The organism is Streptomyces sp. NPDC002754, assembly GCF_053592315.1.
In genome coordinates, this window is the sequence record NZ_JBSFVM010000021.1 from 104871 (window position 1) to 120702 (window position 15832).

A 15832-nucleotide genomic window follows, 5' to 3' on the forward strand; every position below is an offset into this window, starting at 1 on the left:
CAAAACCGTCTACAACCGAACTCGACCGATTCCCACCGGATTTCGGTCGGAGGAGGATCGGATCATGAACACAAAGGAGCGCTCTCCGCACCCCGCCGAGACCAAACGCGAGGTCAAGGGCAGGATCCGCACCTGCATGGCCGCGCGGCGCGACGGTCGCGAACCCTCGGGTGGCACGAACGACCGTGACGCGGACTGGAATCTGGTGCGCGGAGAGGACTGAGCGACCTCTTCCCTCCCGCCGATTCGGGCATATGCTGGCGGTGCCGACGAGGGGAGGCGCTTGGCGATGCCCACCGCTGCACGGCCGAGGATCCTCGTCGTCGACGACCGGGACGACACCCTCTTCGCGATGGAGAGCGCGCTGGCCCCGCTCGGCTACCCGATCGACCAGGCCAGGACCGGCGATGACGCGCTCAAGGCGGTGCTGCGCGGCGGCATCGCCCTGGTCCTGCTCGACGTGCTGATGCCCGACGTCAGCGGCTTCGAGGTCGCGCACTACATGACGCGCCTCGAACAGACGCAGGACATACCGATCATGCTGATCACCGGTGCGGGCCAGGACACCGCGCTCGCCTCCAAAGCCTTCGAACTCGGCGTCGCCGACTACGTGGTGAAGCCGATCGAGCCGTGGGTGATGCGGACGAAGGTCCGCTATCTGTACGAGACGAGCCTGCGCATGCACTCGCTGCGCGAGCGCCTTCGGACGTACGAGAACGGCGGCGACGGAGAGCCCGCGCCACCGGCGCACGCCGTCGCGGGCCGTTCACTGTCCCGCCCCGCCTGACCTGCCGATACACCGCCGGGTGGCCATGCTCACACCCGTTCAAGGACTTCCGACCCCTCCACGGTTGTAGAGTACAACTGCACCAAGAGTTGTACACGCCAACGGAAACGACCCGTGGAGGTCCTGCTCATGAGCGGCTCGCGCGAACCTGCGCTGCGCCACGTCCTGACGCATCTGCTCACCCCCCTCCTGATGTGCGTCGGCATGGGCCTCGCCTATCTCGGCGCCTTCGCCTCACCCGAGCCGCATCACATGCCGATCGCCGTCGTCGGCTCGAGCCCGGAGGCCAAGGTCTTCGCGCAGACGGTGAAGGACAAGGCGGGCGACGCGCTCGACGTCCGCACGCTCGACTCCCGCTCCGCCGCGGTCGACCAGCTCGAGACGCGGGACCTCGACGGCGCCTACGTACTCGGCGACAAGCCCGAGCTCGTAGTGGCCTCGGCCGGGTCCGACACCACCGTCTCCGCCGTCGAGAAGGTCTTCACGCCGGTCGCTGCCCAGCAGGGCGCGCCGCTGAAGGTGACCGACGTGGCTCCGACGGTGGACGACGACCCGACGGGACAGGGCCTGTTCTTCCTGCTCGTGGCGGTCAGTATCGGCTCGTACGCCTCGGTCGCGGTGATCGGCGGCGCGGGCGGCGTGCTGCGGATGCGCACCCGCGCGGCGCTCGTCGTCGGTGCGTCCGGCGTGGTCAGCCTGATCGGCGCGGCCTTCGCGGGACCCGTCTTCCACCTCGCGCACGCCCATCTGTGGGGTCTGTGGGGCATGACGTGGCTGTACTCGGCGGGCGTCCTGCTGATCGGCGTGGGACTGCACACGTTCCTCAAGAAGTGGACGACGCTCGGCGTGATGGTGCTGTTCGTGATGCTGAACTTCACCAGCTCCGGCGGCATCTTCAGGCCCGAGCTGCAGAACGGCTTCTTCGCAAGCCTGCACGGCTTCTGGAACGGCGCGGGTTACGTCGAGGGCGCCCGCAACCTCCTGTACTTCGGTCAGCACGACCTGGCCCGCAACATCTGCACCCTCGTGGCCTGGCTGCTCGTGGGCGCGGCCATGATCGCGGTGGCGGCCCTTGCCGAGCGCCGGCGCTCCACCCCGGCCGCCGTCGAGCCGGCCCCCGCGCACAAGCACAAGCGGGAGTCCGTCCGCGACCAGGACCAGGGCCAGGAACAGGAAGAGGAGATGGAGGAGGCCGTGGGCGTCTGACACACCCACCGCCTTCAGCCACACTCCCCCACCCCGCACACACCAAGGGCCCCGCTGGAGCAGCGGGGCCCTTGGTGTGTGCGCTACGCGCAGGTGATCGCGGTCACACCCCGGCCGGGATGTCCTTCGCCCGCTTGCGCACCGCGAACGACGTGCCGACCTCCACCACGCCGACCACGATCAGCCAGATGCCGGTGACCAGCGCGAGGACCGCAAGCGTCTCGAACGGTGACACGATCAGGACGACCCCCGCGAGCGCGGTGACGACGCCGAGGAAGACCTGCCAGCCGCGGGCGGGCATGGCGGGGTCGGAGGCCGCGGCGACGGTCTGCGTGATGCCGCGGAACAGCCAGCCGATGCCGATCCACAGGGCGAGCAGCAGCGTCGACTCCATCGCGCCGCGGAAGCAGAACAGGCCGAGCAGCACCGAAACGGCGCCGCTGATGAAGCCGATGACACGCATCCCCGCCGTCGCGTGCGTGCCGAACGCGGCGACGAGCTGGAAGATGCCGCTCACCAGCAGGTACAGGCCGAACAGGATGCCTGCCACGCGCAGCGAGACGCCCGGCCAGACCAGGACGAGCACTCCGAGGATCACCGAGGCGACACCCATGAGCAGCACGGCCTGCCAGGCGGACTGAGCGAGTCTGCCGAGCGGCCCCTGCCCCTGCGGGGTGCTACCGCCGGGCGTCCGGTGGGAAGTCTGCGGGTCGTACGGTGCTTGGGTCATGCTCGACTTTCCCTACGGAACACCGGGCTCCGCCATCGCGCGTGGGCCGAACGGCTGACACACAATGGAGCCATGACCGCGCATCATGACTCCCGATCCTTCGCCGTCCGTAGGGTCTACGACCCGGCCGCCGAGGCGGACGGCACTCGCCTGCTGGTCGACCGGCTCTGGCCGCGCGGCGTCTCGAAGGAACGTGCCGACATCGACGAGTGGCTCAAGGACATCGCGCCGTCGAAGGAGCTGCGCTCCTGGTACCACGAGGCCAAGGAGGAGCGGTACGACACGTTCGCCGAGCGCTACGCGGCGGAGCTGGCCGAACCGGAGCGCGCCGAACTCGTGGACCGCGTGCGCGAGCTGGCCGGGCACGGGCGGGTGACGCTCGTGACGTCGGTGAAGGACATCGAGCACAGCCACGTCCCTGTGCTGCGACGCCACCTCGAAGAGGGCTGAGCCCCGCTCAGGCGGCGAGGCAGACGGTCCCCCGCGAGCCCTGGCCGTTCGTGGTGACTCCGGTGGCGGAGGCAAGCCGAACCGGCGGCACCAACTCCCGCTGCGCGAGGCCGAGTACGTCGACGAGGCCGAGCCCGAGCGCTCCCGCCACGGCGGCCAGCATCTCCGACGACGCCTCCTTGCGTCCGCGCTCGACCTCCGACAGGTAGGGCATCGAGATGCCGGCGGCGTCCGCCACGTCCTGCAACGTCCGCCCCTGCGCCCGCCTGCGCCGCCGCAGCACCTCGCCGACGACATGACGCCACAGGGGCTCCTGGGCCACGGCGGGGCGGGGGCGGCGGCTCTCGTGGATGCTCATCGGCCCACCGTACGAGCGGGCGCGACGGCCGCGCCCCGCACTTCGCCCACGGCGATATCGCTCAGCCCCGGTCCCGCTCGTGCCGCAGCAGGACGACCCCGTTCCCGAACGTGTGCGTCTCCGCGAGGCGCAGCGGGCGCTCGGCGAAGGTCCCCGCGGGGTGGAACATCGGGGTGCCCGTCCCGATCAGGATCGGGTGGACGTACACCCGGAACTCGTCGACGAGGTCGTGCTCGAGGAACGTCGTCGCCAGGTTCGCCCCGTCGATGGCCAGGTCGCCGCCGGGCTGTTCCTTGAGCGCACGGATCGCCTCGGGCACCACCTCCGGCATGACGGTGGTGTGCAGCTCCGCGGGTCCCGGCTTCAGCGTCCGGGAGAACACGATCTTCGGCATCTCGCGCCAGATGCCCGCGAAGTCGACGACGGCCTGCGAGGCCTCGGGGTCCTTGTCCGCCGTGGGCCAGTAGTCGGCCATGAGCTCGTGTGTGACGCGTCCGCTGAGGAGGCCCCCGAGCGAGCGGCACACGTCGTTCATGTGCTGGTGCAGCTCCTCGTCGACCCGGTGCCAGCCGATGTCCCGGCCGGGGCCCTCCATATAGCCGTCCAGGGAGATGCCCATCATGAAAACGATCTTGCGCATCGGCGCTCGCCTCTCGTCGCTACTCGCGCTCCCAGTCACACGGAGGTGAGGGGCAGGCGTGCGCATCGTGTTCCTTCAGGGCGACGCTCACCAGGCTCAGCAACAGCTGCACATCCGTGTCGCATTCGAGAAGCACGGTAATCCAGGAGGCCCCCGGTTGCACCCTGATGGCGCTGTTGTGTCGCAGTTGCGGCAGCAGTCGCTGCACGGCCGACGACGTCAGGTACAGATCCGCGCAGTCGTCGGCGTGGAAGTGCACGAGGTCGTGGCCCGCCGCGCGAAAGGCGTGCCCAACCGAGCACCGGGGCGGGCCACTTACCAGGTTCGGCCATGTCCTGAGCTCGGTCATGGCGCGCTGGGCTGCGGTCATGCCACCATCCTCGCGCACGCTTCACCTGGAGGACCACCCCCATCCATCGGGTGGTTACAGCGGGCCCGAGCCGACGAGTTGGCCGCCGTCGACCACGAGGGTCTCCCCTGTGATCCAGCGGGCGCCGTCACCGGCGAGGAAGGCGACCGCCTCGCCGATGTCCTCGGGTTCACCGATCCGGCCGAGCGGTGTCGCGCCCGCGACGGCCTCCTCGTTGTCCTGCCAGAGCGCCTCGGCGAGGCGGGTGCGGACGACGCCGGGGGCGATGGCGTTCACCCGTACCTTGGGGCCGAGTTCGAGGGCGAGGTGCTTGGTGAGGTGGATGAGGGCGGCCTTCGATACGTGGTAGATCCCGACGTCCTTGGCGACCGAAAGCCCTCCGATGGAGGCCGTGTTGACGACGGCGCCGCCGTGTTCACCCATCCAGGCCCGCACCGCGAGCGACGTCCACAGGATCGGCGCCCACAGGTTGACGTCCATCGTCTTGGCGAAGCGCGCGTGGTCCTGGTCGACGATCGGGCCGTACGCCGGGTTCGTACCTGCGTTGTTGACGAGGATGTCGAGGCGGCCGTATGTCTCCACGACGTGGTCGACACACGTGCGCGCCGCGTCCTCGTCGGTGGCGTGCGCCCCGAACCCCTCGACGTCGCCGCCGAGTTGTCGGGCCGCCTCCCTGGCGCGCCCCCCGTCACGCGAGGTCACCACGACGCGGGCTCCGCGGTCGCGCAGGGCGCCGGCGGCCGCGAGGCCGATGCCCCGCGACGCGCCGGTCACCACCGCGACCTTCCCCTCCAGGGAAGAGGTCACTTCTCACCCCGATCCTTCTGCCGACGACGCAGCTCGCGCCGGGCGATCGTCCGCTTGTGCACCTCGTCGGGACCGTCGGCGAGACGCAGGGTGCGCAGGTGCGCGTACATGCTGGCGAGCGGGAAGTCGTCGGAGACACCGCCGCCGCCGTGCACCTGGATGGCGCGGTCGACGACCTTGAGCGCGACGTTCGGCGCGGCGACCTTGATCGCGGCGATCTCGGTGCGCGCCTCCTTGTTGCCGACGGTGTCCATCAGGTGCGCGGCCTTGAGCGTGAGCAGTCGCGCCATGTCGATCTCGATGCGGGCCTCGGCGATCCAGTCCTGGATGTTGCCGCGGTCGGCGACCGGGGAGCCGAAGGTCGTCCGGGCCTGGGCGCGGTCGATCATCAGGTCGAGGGCGCGCTCGGCCATGCCGACGGCGCGCATGCAGTGGTGGATACGCCCTGGGCCGAGCCGGGCCTGGCTGATCAGGAACCCGTCGCCCTCGCCGGAGAGCAGGGCGGTGGCCGGGACGCGTACGTTCTCGAAGAGCACCTCGGCGTGGCCCTCGCGGTCCTGGTAGCCGAAGACGGACAGGCCACGCACGATCGTGACACCGGGGGCGTCGATCGGCACGACCATCATCGACTGCTGGCGGAAAGCGGGCCCGTCGGGGTCCGTCTTGCCCATGACGATGAGGACCTTGCAGTTGGGGTGCAGGGCGTTGGACGTCCACCACTTGCGGCCGTTCAGCACGTAGTCGTCGCCGTCGCGCTCCATCCGCATCTGGATGTTGCTGGCGTCCGAACTGGCCACGGCGGGCTCGGTCATGGCAAACGCGGAGGCGATCTCACCGTTGAGCAGCGGCTTGAGCCACTTCTCCTTGTGCTCCTCGGTGCCGAAGAGGGTGAGGACCTCCATGTTGCCGGTGTCCGGCGCGTTGCAGTTGGTGGCCTCGGGGGCGAGGCCCGCGCTGCGGCCCATGATCTCGGCGAGCGGCGCGTACTCGAGGTTGGTGAGTCCGGGGCCCCACTCGGGGTGCGGGTGGAAGAGGTTCCACAGGCCGCGCTTCTTCGCCTCGGTCTTCAGCTCCTCGATGACCGGCGGGTGGAAGTGCGGCTCGCCGGACTCGGCCATCTGCGCCGCGTAGACGGCCTCCGCAGGGTAGATGTGCTCGTCCATGAAGGCGAGCAGCTTCTCCTGGTACTCCTTGCCCCTGGCGGACTGTTCGTACACGAGTGGTTCCTCCCAAGTCTTTACGTACGGTGTCACACGCGGCTCGACGCACCGAGTAGGCGGTCGAGTTCGGCGGCGGTCGTGGCGGCGTCGCGGTGCACGACACCGGCGATGCCGATGCGGGCCGCGGACGTGATGTTCTGTTCCAGGTCGTCGACCATGACGGTCTGTTCGGGGGCGACGCCGAGGCGTTCGCAGGCGATGGCGTAGGCGCGCCGCGAGGGTTTGCGGACGCCGATCTCGCCGGAGATGGTGACGGCGTCGAACAGCGCGGGCAGGTCGAAGCCCGCGTAGCAGTCGTCGCCGAGGGAGTTGGAGAGCAGGCCGACGCGGTGTCCTTCGGCGCGCAGCTTCACGACGAGCGCGACCATGTCCGGGTCGGGGCGCAGCCCCGCCTGCATGCGGGTGACGAGTCCCGCGGCCTCGACGTCCGCCCCATGGGCACGGAGCCGCGCCGCGAAGCCCTCCTCGAACGCGCGCTGCCCGATGAGCCCCTTCTCATGCTCGACAAGCAGGGCGCTGCTCTCCTTGTCGTGCGTCAGGAGGCGCAGCAACAGGCCCGGCTCACCGGTGAGTTCGCGCCCCAGCCCCTCGAAGGCATCGATGAGACTCGTGGTGAGCACACCGCCGAAGTCGAACAGCACGGCACTGCGCACGGTCATCGCACGGACTTCTGGTAGCGGCGCATGCCACGCAGCCACCGGTCGTAATCGCTGCCCTTGTGACGGTAGAAGTCGAGCACCTGCGGGTGCGGCAGCACGAGGAAGCGCTCCTCGCCGACGGCGGCGACCACCTCGTCGGCGACGTCGAGCGGCTTGAGCAGGTTCCCGGCGTCGAGCACGGCGCGGGCCGCGGCCTGCTCGGTGGGGTCGGCGGAGCGGGTGCCCGCCATGAGCAGCTCGGTCTCGACGCCCTGCGGGCACAGGCAGCTCACGCGCACACCCTCGTCCCCGTACGTGACCGAGAGCCACTCGGAGAAGGCGACGGCGGCGTGCTTGCTGACGGCGTACGTCGCCGAGCCGATCTGCGTGAGCAGGCCCGCGGCCGACGCGGTGGAGAAGAAGTAGCCCTCACCGCGCTCCACCCACCCCGGAACGAGGAGCTTCGCGGCGCGTACGTGAGCCATCACGTTGATGTTCAGCGCGCGGTCCCACTCCTCCTCGCCCGCGTCGAGGCCCTTGCCGCCGCTGATCCCGGCATTCGCGAAGTAGAGGTCGACGGGCCCGAAGCCCTCCTCGGCCGCCGCGATGGTCCCGCGCAGGTGCTCCGTGTCGCCCGCGTCCCCGGCCCGGCCCGCGACGCGCTCCCCGTGGCTCTCCGCGAGCCGCTGCACGGTCTCGTCCAGCCGGGCCCCGTCGAGGTCGGTGAGGAGCACACCTCGGGCGCCGGCCTCCAGGAGGCGCTGGGCGACGGCGGCGCCGATGCCTCCGGCGGCTCCCGTCACGATCGCGACCTTGTCGTTGATCAACATCCCGCTGTCCGCTCCTTCGCTTCCTTCGTCCCACCCGGTGCGTGGCACTCACCGTACTTGAATCCGACGTCAAGTTCTAGAGACGGCGGACGGGTCGATGGCGCGCTTGAGGATCTTGCCGGTGGCCCCCTTCGGCAACTCGTCGACCACGGCGAGCAGATGAGGCACTTTGTAGGCGGACAGCCGTTCCTTGGCCCAAGAGCGCAGGGCCTGTATGTCGAGGGTGGTTCCTGGCCGCAGGGCGACGACGGCGGCGACCTCCTCGCCGTAGTGCGGATCGGGCACCCCGATGACGGCGGCCTCGACGATGTCGGGGTGCTCGTACAGCACCTCCTCGACCTCCCTCGGGTACACGTTGTAGCCGCCGCGGATGACGAGGTCCTTCTTGCGGTCGACGATGCGCAGGTCACCCTCGGTGTCGAGGGAGCCGAGGTCGCCGGTGCGCAGCCACCCGTCGGCGTCGAGGGCCTCGCCGGTCGCGTCGGGCCGGTTCCAGTACCCCTTCATCACGACGGGCCCCTTGATGTGCACCTCACCCACCTCCCCCGGCGGCAGCTCGGCGCCCTCGTCGTCGCGCACGGCGACCGCGCAGCCCGGCAGCGCACGTCCCACGGTTCCCGGCTTGGCCGGTTCGCCCGCGAGGTGGCAGGTGGCGGCGCCGGTGGTCTCGGTGAGGCCGTACCCCTCGACGATGGTGCACCCGAACCGCTCCTCGAAGGCCCGCATGACCTCGACGGGCAGGGAGGCCCCGCCGGAGGAGGCCAGCCGCAGACTCGCGAAGTCCGCTTCCGCGTCGTCGGTCCCCCGCAACAGCGCGTTCCACATGGTCGGCACGCCCGCGATGAAGGTGGGCCGGTCGCGCCGAATGAGCGCCGTCATGGCACCGGCATCGAACCGTTCGAGCAGGGTGAGCGAGCCACCGGCACGCATCGTCGTCCCCATCACACAGGCCTGCCCGAACACGTGGAAGAGCGGGAGCCCGGTGACGGCGCGGTCCTCGCTGCCGATGGCGTGGATGTCACAGAAGATCGCGGCACACGATGCGATGTTGCCGTGGGTGAGCTGGGCCCCCTTGGGCTTGCCCGTGGTGCCGGAGGTGTAGAGGAGGGCGGCGGTGTCGTGAACGTCGACGGGGTGCGGCTCGGACGTGGCGGCGGCGGGCGCAACACCTGCCAGCCCCGCCCTCAACTCCCAGAAGGGCACACCGAGTTCTCTCGCCGTCCGCTCCGCGACCGGGGCAAGCGCACTCCACGCCAGAACGAGTCGCACATCGGCGTCCCGCCCTATGTACGTCAATTCACGCTCGGTGGCCATGGTGTTGGCGGTCACCGCGATGGCGCCCGCGGCGAGAATCCCGTAGTACGCCATGGCGAACTCGGGCACGGACGGCGCGACGAGCAGCACCCGATCCCCGGGGCGCACGTCGTGCGCGTCGAGCAACTCCCTTACGGAGGCGGCCCGTTCACACAGCTGCCCGTACGTCCACGCCGCCGATCCCGCCCCTCGAAGCGCGACACGTTCCGGGTCGGCGACGGCGTGTGACCAGACGGATGCGGCGGCATTGGTCATGAGGAACCTTCCCAAATCAAGCCCCGCCGGCGATTGAGGCGCGGGCTCCGGGGCAGAGCCCGATCTTTCGGGCCCCGTCGGCGGTGAGCATCTTCAGCCCCGCCGGCGATTGAGGCGCGGGGCCCGGGGCAGAGCCCCGCGACCCCGCGCCGGGGTGACCGCAACATCCGGTCACGCCGACCCCAACGGCCGAAACACCGGCTCCCGCCCCTCCAAATAACTCCGCACACCCTCCCCCGCATCGTCCCGCCCGAACGACTCCTCCATCAACACCTCCGCCTCCCGCGCCGCCACCTCGAAGCCCGTATCGAACGCCCCGCTCAGCTGCCGCTTCATCACACTCATCGACGTCGGCGACGACCACGTCGCCAACTCCGTGGCGTAGGCGACCGCCTCGCCGAGCAACGCATCCTGCTCGACGACCCGGTTCACGAGCCCCATCTCGTACGCCTCCGTACCGCGCACCACCCGCCCCGAGAACAGCAGGTCCGCCGCCCGCGCGGGCCCGATGATCCGCGGAAGCAGCCACGCGATCCCGTACTCGGCGATCAGCCCGCGGCGCGCGAACGACGTGGTGAACTTGGCGTCCGGCGCGGCGAACCGAATGTCGCAGTACAGCGCCTCCACGAGGCCGAGCCCCGCCGCCGCCCCGTTGATCGCGCCGATCAACGGCTTGCGCAGGCTCAGCGGGAACCACCGGGCCCGCTCCCGCTTCGGCCGCTCCCCACCCCCCTCGTCGGCGGAGCCGATCCGCTCGAGCTCGGCCATGTCGGCGCCCGCGCAGAACCCGCGGCCCGCCCCGGTCACGACGATCGCGCGCACCTCGGGGTCGGCCTCCGCCTCGTCGAGGAGCGCGAAGTAGCGGTCCTCCAGCTCGTTGGTCCAGGCGTTGAGCCGCTCGGGACGGTTGAGCGTCAGCACCGCCACGGCCCCACGCCGCTCCGCGTACACCAACTCCTTCTCGCTCGTCGTCACGATCGCACTCCTTCCGCGACGGCCGGAGCCCCGGGCACCGCTGTCGGGTCCTCGCGCACCTCGCGCGGGTTGGTCTCGCGCAGCACCCAGGCGCAGCCGAAGGTGAGCAGGCCCATCACGCCGATGAACACGGACACCCAGGTGGTGCCTCCGGTGCCGCCGATGATCGCGGTCATGATGAGCGGGGTGCCGCCGCTGATGGTCAGGGCGGCGATCTGGTACGCGAGCGACGCACCGGAGTAGCGCACACGCGGCTCGAAGAGTTCGCCGATGTAGGCGGCGAGCGGCCCGTAGGTGAGGGACTGGCCGAACCCGCCGATCAGTACGGCGATGCCGAGCCACAGCAGGGAGCCGGTGTTGACCAGCCAGAAGTAGGGGAACGCCCACAGCACGATGATGGCCGCGCCGACCAGAATGGCGGGCCGGCGCCCGACCCGGTCGGACAGCCATCCCGACCACAGCACGAACAGCGCGCCGACCGCGGTCACCGGCATCGCGACCAGGAGGATGGAGTCCTTGTCGAGACCGAGGTGCTCGGCTGCGTAGCTGATGACACCGGCGATGCTGATGTAGAAGAGGCAGTTGGTGCCGGCGAGGAGTCCGGCCGCGAGCAGTACGGTGCGCCACTTGGAGCGGATCACCTCGACGACGGGGGCCCGCGCCACCTTCTCCTTGTCGCTCTTCGCGGCGGCCTGCTCGGACATCCGCCGGAACTCGGGCGAGTCCTCCACCTTGTTCTGTACGTACATCACGACGGGCAGCAGCACGGCGCTCACCAGGAACGGGATGCGCCACCCCCAGCTCATGAACGCCTCGTCGGAGGTCACCGCGCTCGCCAGCAGGAAGACCCCGTTGCCGAGGAACACACCGAGCGAGACACCCATCTGTCCGAAGGTGCCCGCGTACCCCTTGCGTTTGGGTGACGCGGACTCGGTGAGCAGCAGCGCGATGCCGCCCCACTGGGCGCCGCAGGCGAGGCCCTGCAGGAAGCGGAGCAGCACCAGGAGCAGTGGTGCCGCGGCGCCGATGACCCCGGCGCCCGGCAGGCAGCCGATCAGGAAGGTGCAGGCGCCCATCAGCGCCATGGAGATGACGACCATCGCCTTGCGGCCGTGCCGGTCGCCGAGGTGTCCCGCGACGACGCCGCCGATCGGCCGGGCGAGGAAGCCCGCCCAGAAGGTGCTGAACGACAGCAGGGTGCCGGTCAACGCCGACGAGTCCGGGAAGAACACGTGCGGGAAGACCAGCGCGGCGGCCGTCCCGTAGAGAAAGAAGTCGTACCACTCGATGGAACTGCCGATGAGTCCCGCGGCAAGTAGCTTGCCCGAGGCGCGCGCCGGGGGTGTCTCGGTGGCTGCCTGTTCGGCGCCTTTTCGGGGCTGTGCGGTGGGCGGATTCACGTGCGGGGCTCCTCCGTCGTCCAAACATGTCACGACCGCTGCGGCCCTGCGGCCGACCCCTGTATATTTGAACCCAACGTCAACTTCAATACCTTGAACACGCCCTTGAACAGGCACTGTTCAAGTTGTCACCCGGTGCCGAGATCGAGGAGTCGCCCACATGAGTACGCCCTCAGCCATGACCGAGTGGAAGCGCGTGAGCGCGCGGCAGGTCGATGTGAACGGGATCTCGCTGCGCGTCTTCGAGCACGGTCCGGCCGATTCCGACCAGCACGACAAGCCACTGGTGGTGCTGTGTCACGGCTTTCCGGAGCTGGCCTTCTCCTGGCGCCACCAAGTGCTCGCGCTCGCCGCGGCGGGGTACCGGGTGCTCGCCCCGGACATGCGCGGGTTCGGCGGCAGTTCGCGGCCCGCGGATGTCGACGCGTACGACACGCTCACCGTCTGCGCGGACCTCGTCGGGCTCCTCGATGCCGTGGGCGCGGACGACGCCGTGTTCGTGGGGCACGACTGGGGTGCGATGGTGGTGTGGCAGATGGCCCTGGCGCACCCGGAGCGGGTGCGGGGCGTGGTGGGGATGAGTGTGCCGGTGACGCCGCGCTCCCCCGTGGCACCCGTGCCCGTCATGCGGCGGCGGCTCGGTGACGCCTTCTACATCGTGTGGTTCCAGGAGCCGGGTGTCGCCGACCGTGCCCTCGCGCAGAACGTGCGCAGGACGCTGGTGACGCGGGAGATCTGGTCGGCCGAGTGGGCGGAGCGCCTGGACGAGAGGTTCCCGCCGGCACCGTGGCTGAGCGAGGAGGAACTCGCCTATTACGTAACGGAGTTCGAGCGCACCGGCTTCACCGGCGGTCTCAACTACTACCGGAACATGGACCGCACCTGGGAGCTGACGGAGCACCTCGCCGGACGCACCATCGACTGCCCCTCGCTGTTCGTCACCGGATCCGCCGACCCGGTGGCCCGGTTCATGCCCGCCGACCGGCTGGAGGAGGTGCTGACCGATCTGCGCGGGCGCGTGGTGCTCGACGGGGCGGGGCACTGGATCCAGCAGGAGCGGGCCGGTGCGGTCAGCGCCGCTCTCCTGGAGTTTCTCGCGGATGTCGGCTGATAACATCCGCAGCCACCAGCCGCGCAAGCGCTGGTGACACGAACGAAGGGACCCGCATTGGCTGCCCAGGCCCCGGCCGCAGACGGCGGACAGAAGCAACCCATCACACCGCGCAGCGCCCGCGGCGTCCGCACGCGCAACGCGCTGGTTGTCGCCGCCCGTGAGGTGTTCGAGCGCGACGGGTATCTGGACGCCCGGATCACGGACATCTCCAAGGCCGCGCATGTCGCGTCCGGCTCGTTCTACACGTACTTCAACAGCAAGGAAGAGATCTTCCAGGCGCTCGTCGCGCAGGTGCAGGAGGAGATGCTCCACCCGCATCTGCGCGAGCGCACCGGGATCACGGACCCGCGCGAGATGATCGACGCGTCGAACCGCGAGTACCTTCGCGCCTACAAGAAGAACGCCCGCCTCATGGCGCTCTTCGAGCAGGTCGCCCAGGTCGACGAGACGTTCAAGCAACTACGCATCGACCGGGGCAACGCGTTCGCGCGCCGCAACGCCAAGCTGATCCGCTCCCTCCAGGACTCCGGCGCCGCCGACCCGGCCCTCGACCCACTGGTGACGGCGCACGCCCTGTCCGTGATGGTGAGCCGCATGGCGTACCTGGTGTTCGTCCTCGGGCAGCGCATCCCGTACGAGAAGCTGGTGACGACGCTCAACAAGATCTGGGAGAACGGGCTTCAGCTCAAGGAGCCCGAGGCATCCGGGGAGCCCAAGGCCTGAGCCGCGCCGACTCCCACTATTCAACTCACCGCCCGTGAACAGGATGGGCGAGGAACCGAGGTGGCACCCATGCATCCCTTCCGCGCAGCCGTGGAGAAGGGCGATCTCGACGCGGTCGAGGCCATGTTGGCCGAGGACGTCGTCTTCACCAGCCCCGTCGTGTTCAAGCCGTACCCGGGCAAGGCGATCACCGCGGCGATCCTGCGCGCGGTCATCCGCGTCTTCGAGGACTTCCGCTACGTACGGGAGTTCGGCGAAGCCGACGGGCGGGATCATGCGCTCGTCTTCGAGGCGAAGGTCGGCGACCGGAAGATCACCGGCTGCGACTTCCTGCACTTCGACGAGGACGGCCTGATCGACGACTTCATGGTGATGGTCCGCCCGCTGTCCGCCGCGCAGGCGCTCGCCGAGGCGATGGGCGCCCAGTTCGACCGGATCGCCGCGGAGGCGGCGGGGTCCGACGGCTCCTGAAGTGCGGGCGCGAGCGCACCAAGTGTGACGGTCAGCGCAGGTCGTAGTCGACGGTGAAGTCGTCCTCGAGCTCGAAGAAGACCTCGCCGGAGTCGGCGGCCGCGTTGGCCACGGGTCGCACGGTGGCGCCGAGCCACACCATGTGCGGTGCGGTGCCCACGATGCGGCAGGGCACGATGAAGTCCTCGGGGAAGCGGACGAGCGCCTCGTTGCGCGCGACTCCGGTGCCGCGGTTCACCACGCGGGACTGGACCACGACGCCGGGGCCCGCACTGTGCTCGGTCTTCAGCTCGCTCGACGCGCAGACCGGACACAGCAGCCGCCGGAAGGACGGCGTGCGGCACCAACGGCAGCGCTGGTAGGGGAATCCCGCGTCGGCGTCCGCACCGTCCTCGGTGCTCTTGACTCCCCCGAGACCCTTCGGCCCCGTGACACCGATGCCGCTCGCGAACGTCCCTGACATCACTGACATCCTTCGGCCTCCCGCACTCGCCGGCGCGCACCGGGCGGCAGTGCCTCGGCGCCCACTCAGCGTATGACACTCAGTGCCAGGCGGTAAAGACACTGAGTACCATCAAGTTGCTCGGGGCTCCGTTTTCAGCCGTCCCGCAGCGCCGACTCCACCCGCTGGATGACCCGCCACATCGGGGCCCCCTTGGTCGCCACCATCACGACGACGTCCTCCTGCCGGGGCTCGGCCGCGGCCGCGGCGTCACCGCCCTCCCCCCACGTCCTGCGTACGAGCCCGAGCGCGCGGTCCACCGCGTCCTCGGCGTCGCCCTCGCCGCCCGAACGCAGCCAGGAGCGCAGGCCGTTGTTGTGCGCGGCGACGACGGACGCGGCCACCACCTCGGCGCGCAACGCACCGTCCGCCGCGTCCGCCCAGCGCCGTCGCAGATAGCCGGCGAGCATCCGCTCGTAGCGCCGCACGACGGACAGCTCGTACGTCCGAAGCCCCGGCACCTCGCGGGTCAACTTGTAGCGCTGCACGGAGAATTCGGGATTCGTGGCGTAGACGCGCAGCACCAGGCACGCGGCGTCGCACACCACGTCCACGGCATCGCTCTCGTCGCTCGCGGCCTCCAGGAAGGCCGTCATGTCGGCGAGACAGCTCTCGTGGTCCGGGAAGACCGCATCGTCCTTGGACGGGAAGTAGCGGAAGAACGACCGCCTCCCCACCCCGGCCCGCGCCACGATGTCGTCCACGGTCGTCCGCTCGAACCCGCGCTCCAGGAACAACTGGAACGCCGCCTCGGCCAGCACCTCCCGCATGGGTGCCTTCTTCTGTGACCCGGTGGAACCGGTGACCTCGCGCGCCTCGCTCATGCCGCGAACGTAACACCGGACGGTCACCCTTGGCACTAGGTACCTTTACAGAGGGAACTGAGTGCCATACGTTGACGGCAGTAGTTGGACGACTGCGGTAAGGCAGCAGGGCAGTGGAGGAGTCGGCGTGAGCTTGAGGATCGTTGTCACCGTGAAGTACGTGCCGGACGCCACGGGCGACCGGGGTTTCGCCGATGACCTGACGTTGGACCGCGACG

The 15832-nt window shown here is 69.8% G+C and carries 20 protein-coding genes and 1 pseudogene; 8 read left to right on the forward strand and 13 right to left on the reverse strand.

The window, feature by feature from the left end; translation table 11 throughout:
* The first annotated feature begins 64 nt into the window (after positions 1–64).
* The 3 genes from ACWD2L_RS30310 (at position 65) to ACWD2L_RS30320 (ending at position 1993) form a co-directional block, all read left to right on the forward strand.
* Positions 65–223: a hypothetical protein gene (locus ACWD2L_RS30310; protein ID WP_451192534.1), complete on the forward strand. Its 159-nt coding sequence runs from the start codon at positions 65–67 to the stop codon at positions 221–223.
* A gap of 66 nt (positions 224–289) precedes the next feature.
* A complete protein-coding gene (locus tag ACWD2L_RS30315; protein WP_451192537.1) occupies positions 290–787 on the forward strand; it encodes a response regulator in 498 nt (165 codons plus the stop codon).
* A gap of 129 nt (positions 788–916) precedes the next feature.
* On the forward strand, positions 917–1993 hold the full coding sequence (locus tag ACWD2L_RS30320) for a hypothetical protein (RefSeq protein ID WP_451192539.1): 1077 nt from the start codon (positions 917–919) through the stop codon (positions 1991–1993).
* Positions 1994–2096: 103 nt separating this feature from the next.
* Here the strand turns inward: ACWD2L_RS30320 and ACWD2L_RS30325 are convergent, their stop codons facing one another.
* Positions 2097–2723: an HdeD family acid-resistance protein gene (locus tag ACWD2L_RS30325; RefSeq protein WP_451192542.1), complete on the reverse strand. Its 627-nt coding sequence runs from the start codon at positions 2721–2723 to the stop codon at positions 2097–2099.
* A gap of 72 nt (positions 2724–2795) precedes the next feature.
* Between ACWD2L_RS30325 and ACWD2L_RS30330 the strand changes: the two genes are divergently transcribed.
* Positions 2796–3173 (forward strand): DUF488 domain-containing protein, encoded by a 378-nt coding sequence (locus ACWD2L_RS30330; protein WP_451192544.1) that lies wholly within the window; start codon positions 2796–2798, stop codon positions 3171–3173.
* Positions 3174–3180: 7 nt separating this feature from the next.
* Here ACWD2L_RS30330 and ACWD2L_RS30335 read toward each other — a convergent pair whose 3' ends face one another.
* The 10 genes from ACWD2L_RS30335 to ACWD2L_RS30380 form a co-directional block, all read right to left on the reverse strand.
* Positions 3181–3531, reverse strand: a complete 351-nt coding sequence (locus ACWD2L_RS30335; protein ID WP_451192546.1) for a helix-turn-helix domain-containing protein — start codon at positions 3529–3531, stop codon at positions 3181–3183.
* 61 nt (positions 3532–3592) lie between these two features.
* Complete coding sequence (locus tag ACWD2L_RS30340; protein WP_451192548.1) at positions 3593–4171, reverse strand: dihydrofolate reductase family protein; 579 nt, start codon at positions 4169–4171, stop codon at positions 3593–3595.
* 19 nt (positions 4172–4190) lie between these two features.
* Positions 4191–4541: a luciferase domain-containing protein gene (locus tag ACWD2L_RS30345; RefSeq protein ID WP_451192551.1), complete on the reverse strand. Its 351-nt coding sequence runs from the start codon at positions 4539–4541 to the stop codon at positions 4191–4193.
* Positions 4542–4595: 54 nt separating this feature from the next.
* A complete protein-coding gene (locus ACWD2L_RS30350; protein WP_451192553.1) occupies positions 4596–5348 on the reverse strand; it encodes an SDR family oxidoreductase in 753 nt (250 codons plus the stop codon).
* On the reverse strand, positions 5345–6565 hold the full coding sequence (locus tag ACWD2L_RS30355; protein ID WP_451192556.1) for an acyl-CoA dehydrogenase family protein: 1221 nt from the start codon (positions 6563–6565) through the stop codon (positions 5345–5347). The genes ACWD2L_RS30350 and ACWD2L_RS30355 overlap by 4 nt, the downstream gene beginning before the upstream one ends.
* Before the next feature lie 32 nt (positions 6566–6597).
* Complete coding sequence (locus ACWD2L_RS30360; RefSeq protein WP_451192558.1) at positions 6598–7227, reverse strand: HAD family hydrolase; 630 nt, start codon at positions 7225–7227, stop codon at positions 6598–6600.
* Positions 7224–8036 (reverse strand): SDR family oxidoreductase, encoded by an 813-nt coding sequence (locus ACWD2L_RS30365; RefSeq protein ID WP_451192561.1) that lies wholly within the window; start codon positions 8034–8036, stop codon positions 7224–7226. Before ACWD2L_RS30365 ends, ACWD2L_RS30360 begins: the two co-directional genes overlap by 4 nt.
* A gap of 69 nt (positions 8037–8105) precedes the next feature.
* Positions 8106–9605: a long-chain-fatty-acid--CoA ligase gene (locus ACWD2L_RS30370; RefSeq protein WP_451192564.1), complete on the reverse strand. Its 1500-nt coding sequence runs from the start codon at positions 9603–9605 to the stop codon at positions 8106–8108.
* A 171-nt stretch (positions 9606–9776) separates the two neighbouring features.
* Positions 9777–10580, reverse strand: a complete 804-nt coding sequence (locus ACWD2L_RS30375; protein ID WP_451192566.1) for an enoyl-CoA hydratase-related protein — start codon at positions 10578–10580, stop codon at positions 9777–9779.
* Complete coding sequence (locus ACWD2L_RS30380; protein ID WP_451192569.1) at positions 10577–11980, reverse strand: MFS transporter; 1404 nt, start codon at positions 11978–11980, stop codon at positions 10577–10579. The genes ACWD2L_RS30375 and ACWD2L_RS30380 overlap by 4 nt, the downstream gene beginning before the upstream one ends.
* A 160-nt stretch (positions 11981–12140) precedes the next feature.
* Between ACWD2L_RS30380 and ACWD2L_RS30385 the strand changes: the two genes are divergently transcribed.
* The 3 genes from ACWD2L_RS30385 (at position 12141) to ACWD2L_RS30395 (ending at position 14288) form a co-directional block, all read left to right on the forward strand.
* On the forward strand, positions 12141–13091 hold the full coding sequence (locus ACWD2L_RS30385; RefSeq protein ID WP_451192572.1) for an alpha/beta fold hydrolase: 951 nt from the start codon (positions 12141–12143) through the stop codon (positions 13089–13091).
* Between the two features lie 57 nt (positions 13092–13148).
* Positions 13149–13817 (forward strand): TetR/AcrR family transcriptional regulator, encoded by a 669-nt coding sequence (locus ACWD2L_RS30390; RefSeq protein WP_451192575.1) that lies wholly within the window; start codon positions 13149–13151, stop codon positions 13815–13817.
* Between the two features lie 69 nt (positions 13818–13886).
* On the forward strand, positions 13887–14288 hold the full coding sequence (locus ACWD2L_RS30395; protein WP_451192577.1) for a nuclear transport factor 2 family protein: 402 nt from the start codon (positions 13887–13889) through the stop codon (positions 14286–14288).
* 31 nt (positions 14289–14319) lie between these two features.
* Here the strand turns inward: ACWD2L_RS30395 and ACWD2L_RS30400 are convergent, their stop codons facing one another.
* Together ACWD2L_RS30400 and ACWD2L_RS30405 are read right to left on the reverse strand one after the other, a co-directional pair.
* On the reverse strand, positions 14320–14751 hold the full coding sequence (locus ACWD2L_RS30400; RefSeq protein ID WP_451192580.1) for a Zn-ribbon domain-containing OB-fold protein: 432 nt from the start codon (positions 14749–14751) through the stop codon (positions 14320–14322).
* Positions 14752–14885: 134 nt separating this feature from the next.
* Positions 14886–15614, reverse strand: a complete 729-nt coding sequence (locus tag ACWD2L_RS30405; protein ID WP_451192582.1) for a TetR family transcriptional regulator — start codon at positions 15612–15614, stop codon at positions 14886–14888.
* Positions 15615–15741: 127 nt separating this feature from the next.
* On the opposite strand from ACWD2L_RS30405, the pseudogene ACWD2L_RS30410 reads away from it, so the two are divergent.
* Positions 15742–15832, forward strand: a pseudogene (locus ACWD2L_RS30410) (electron transfer flavoprotein subunit beta); the annotation flags it as partial.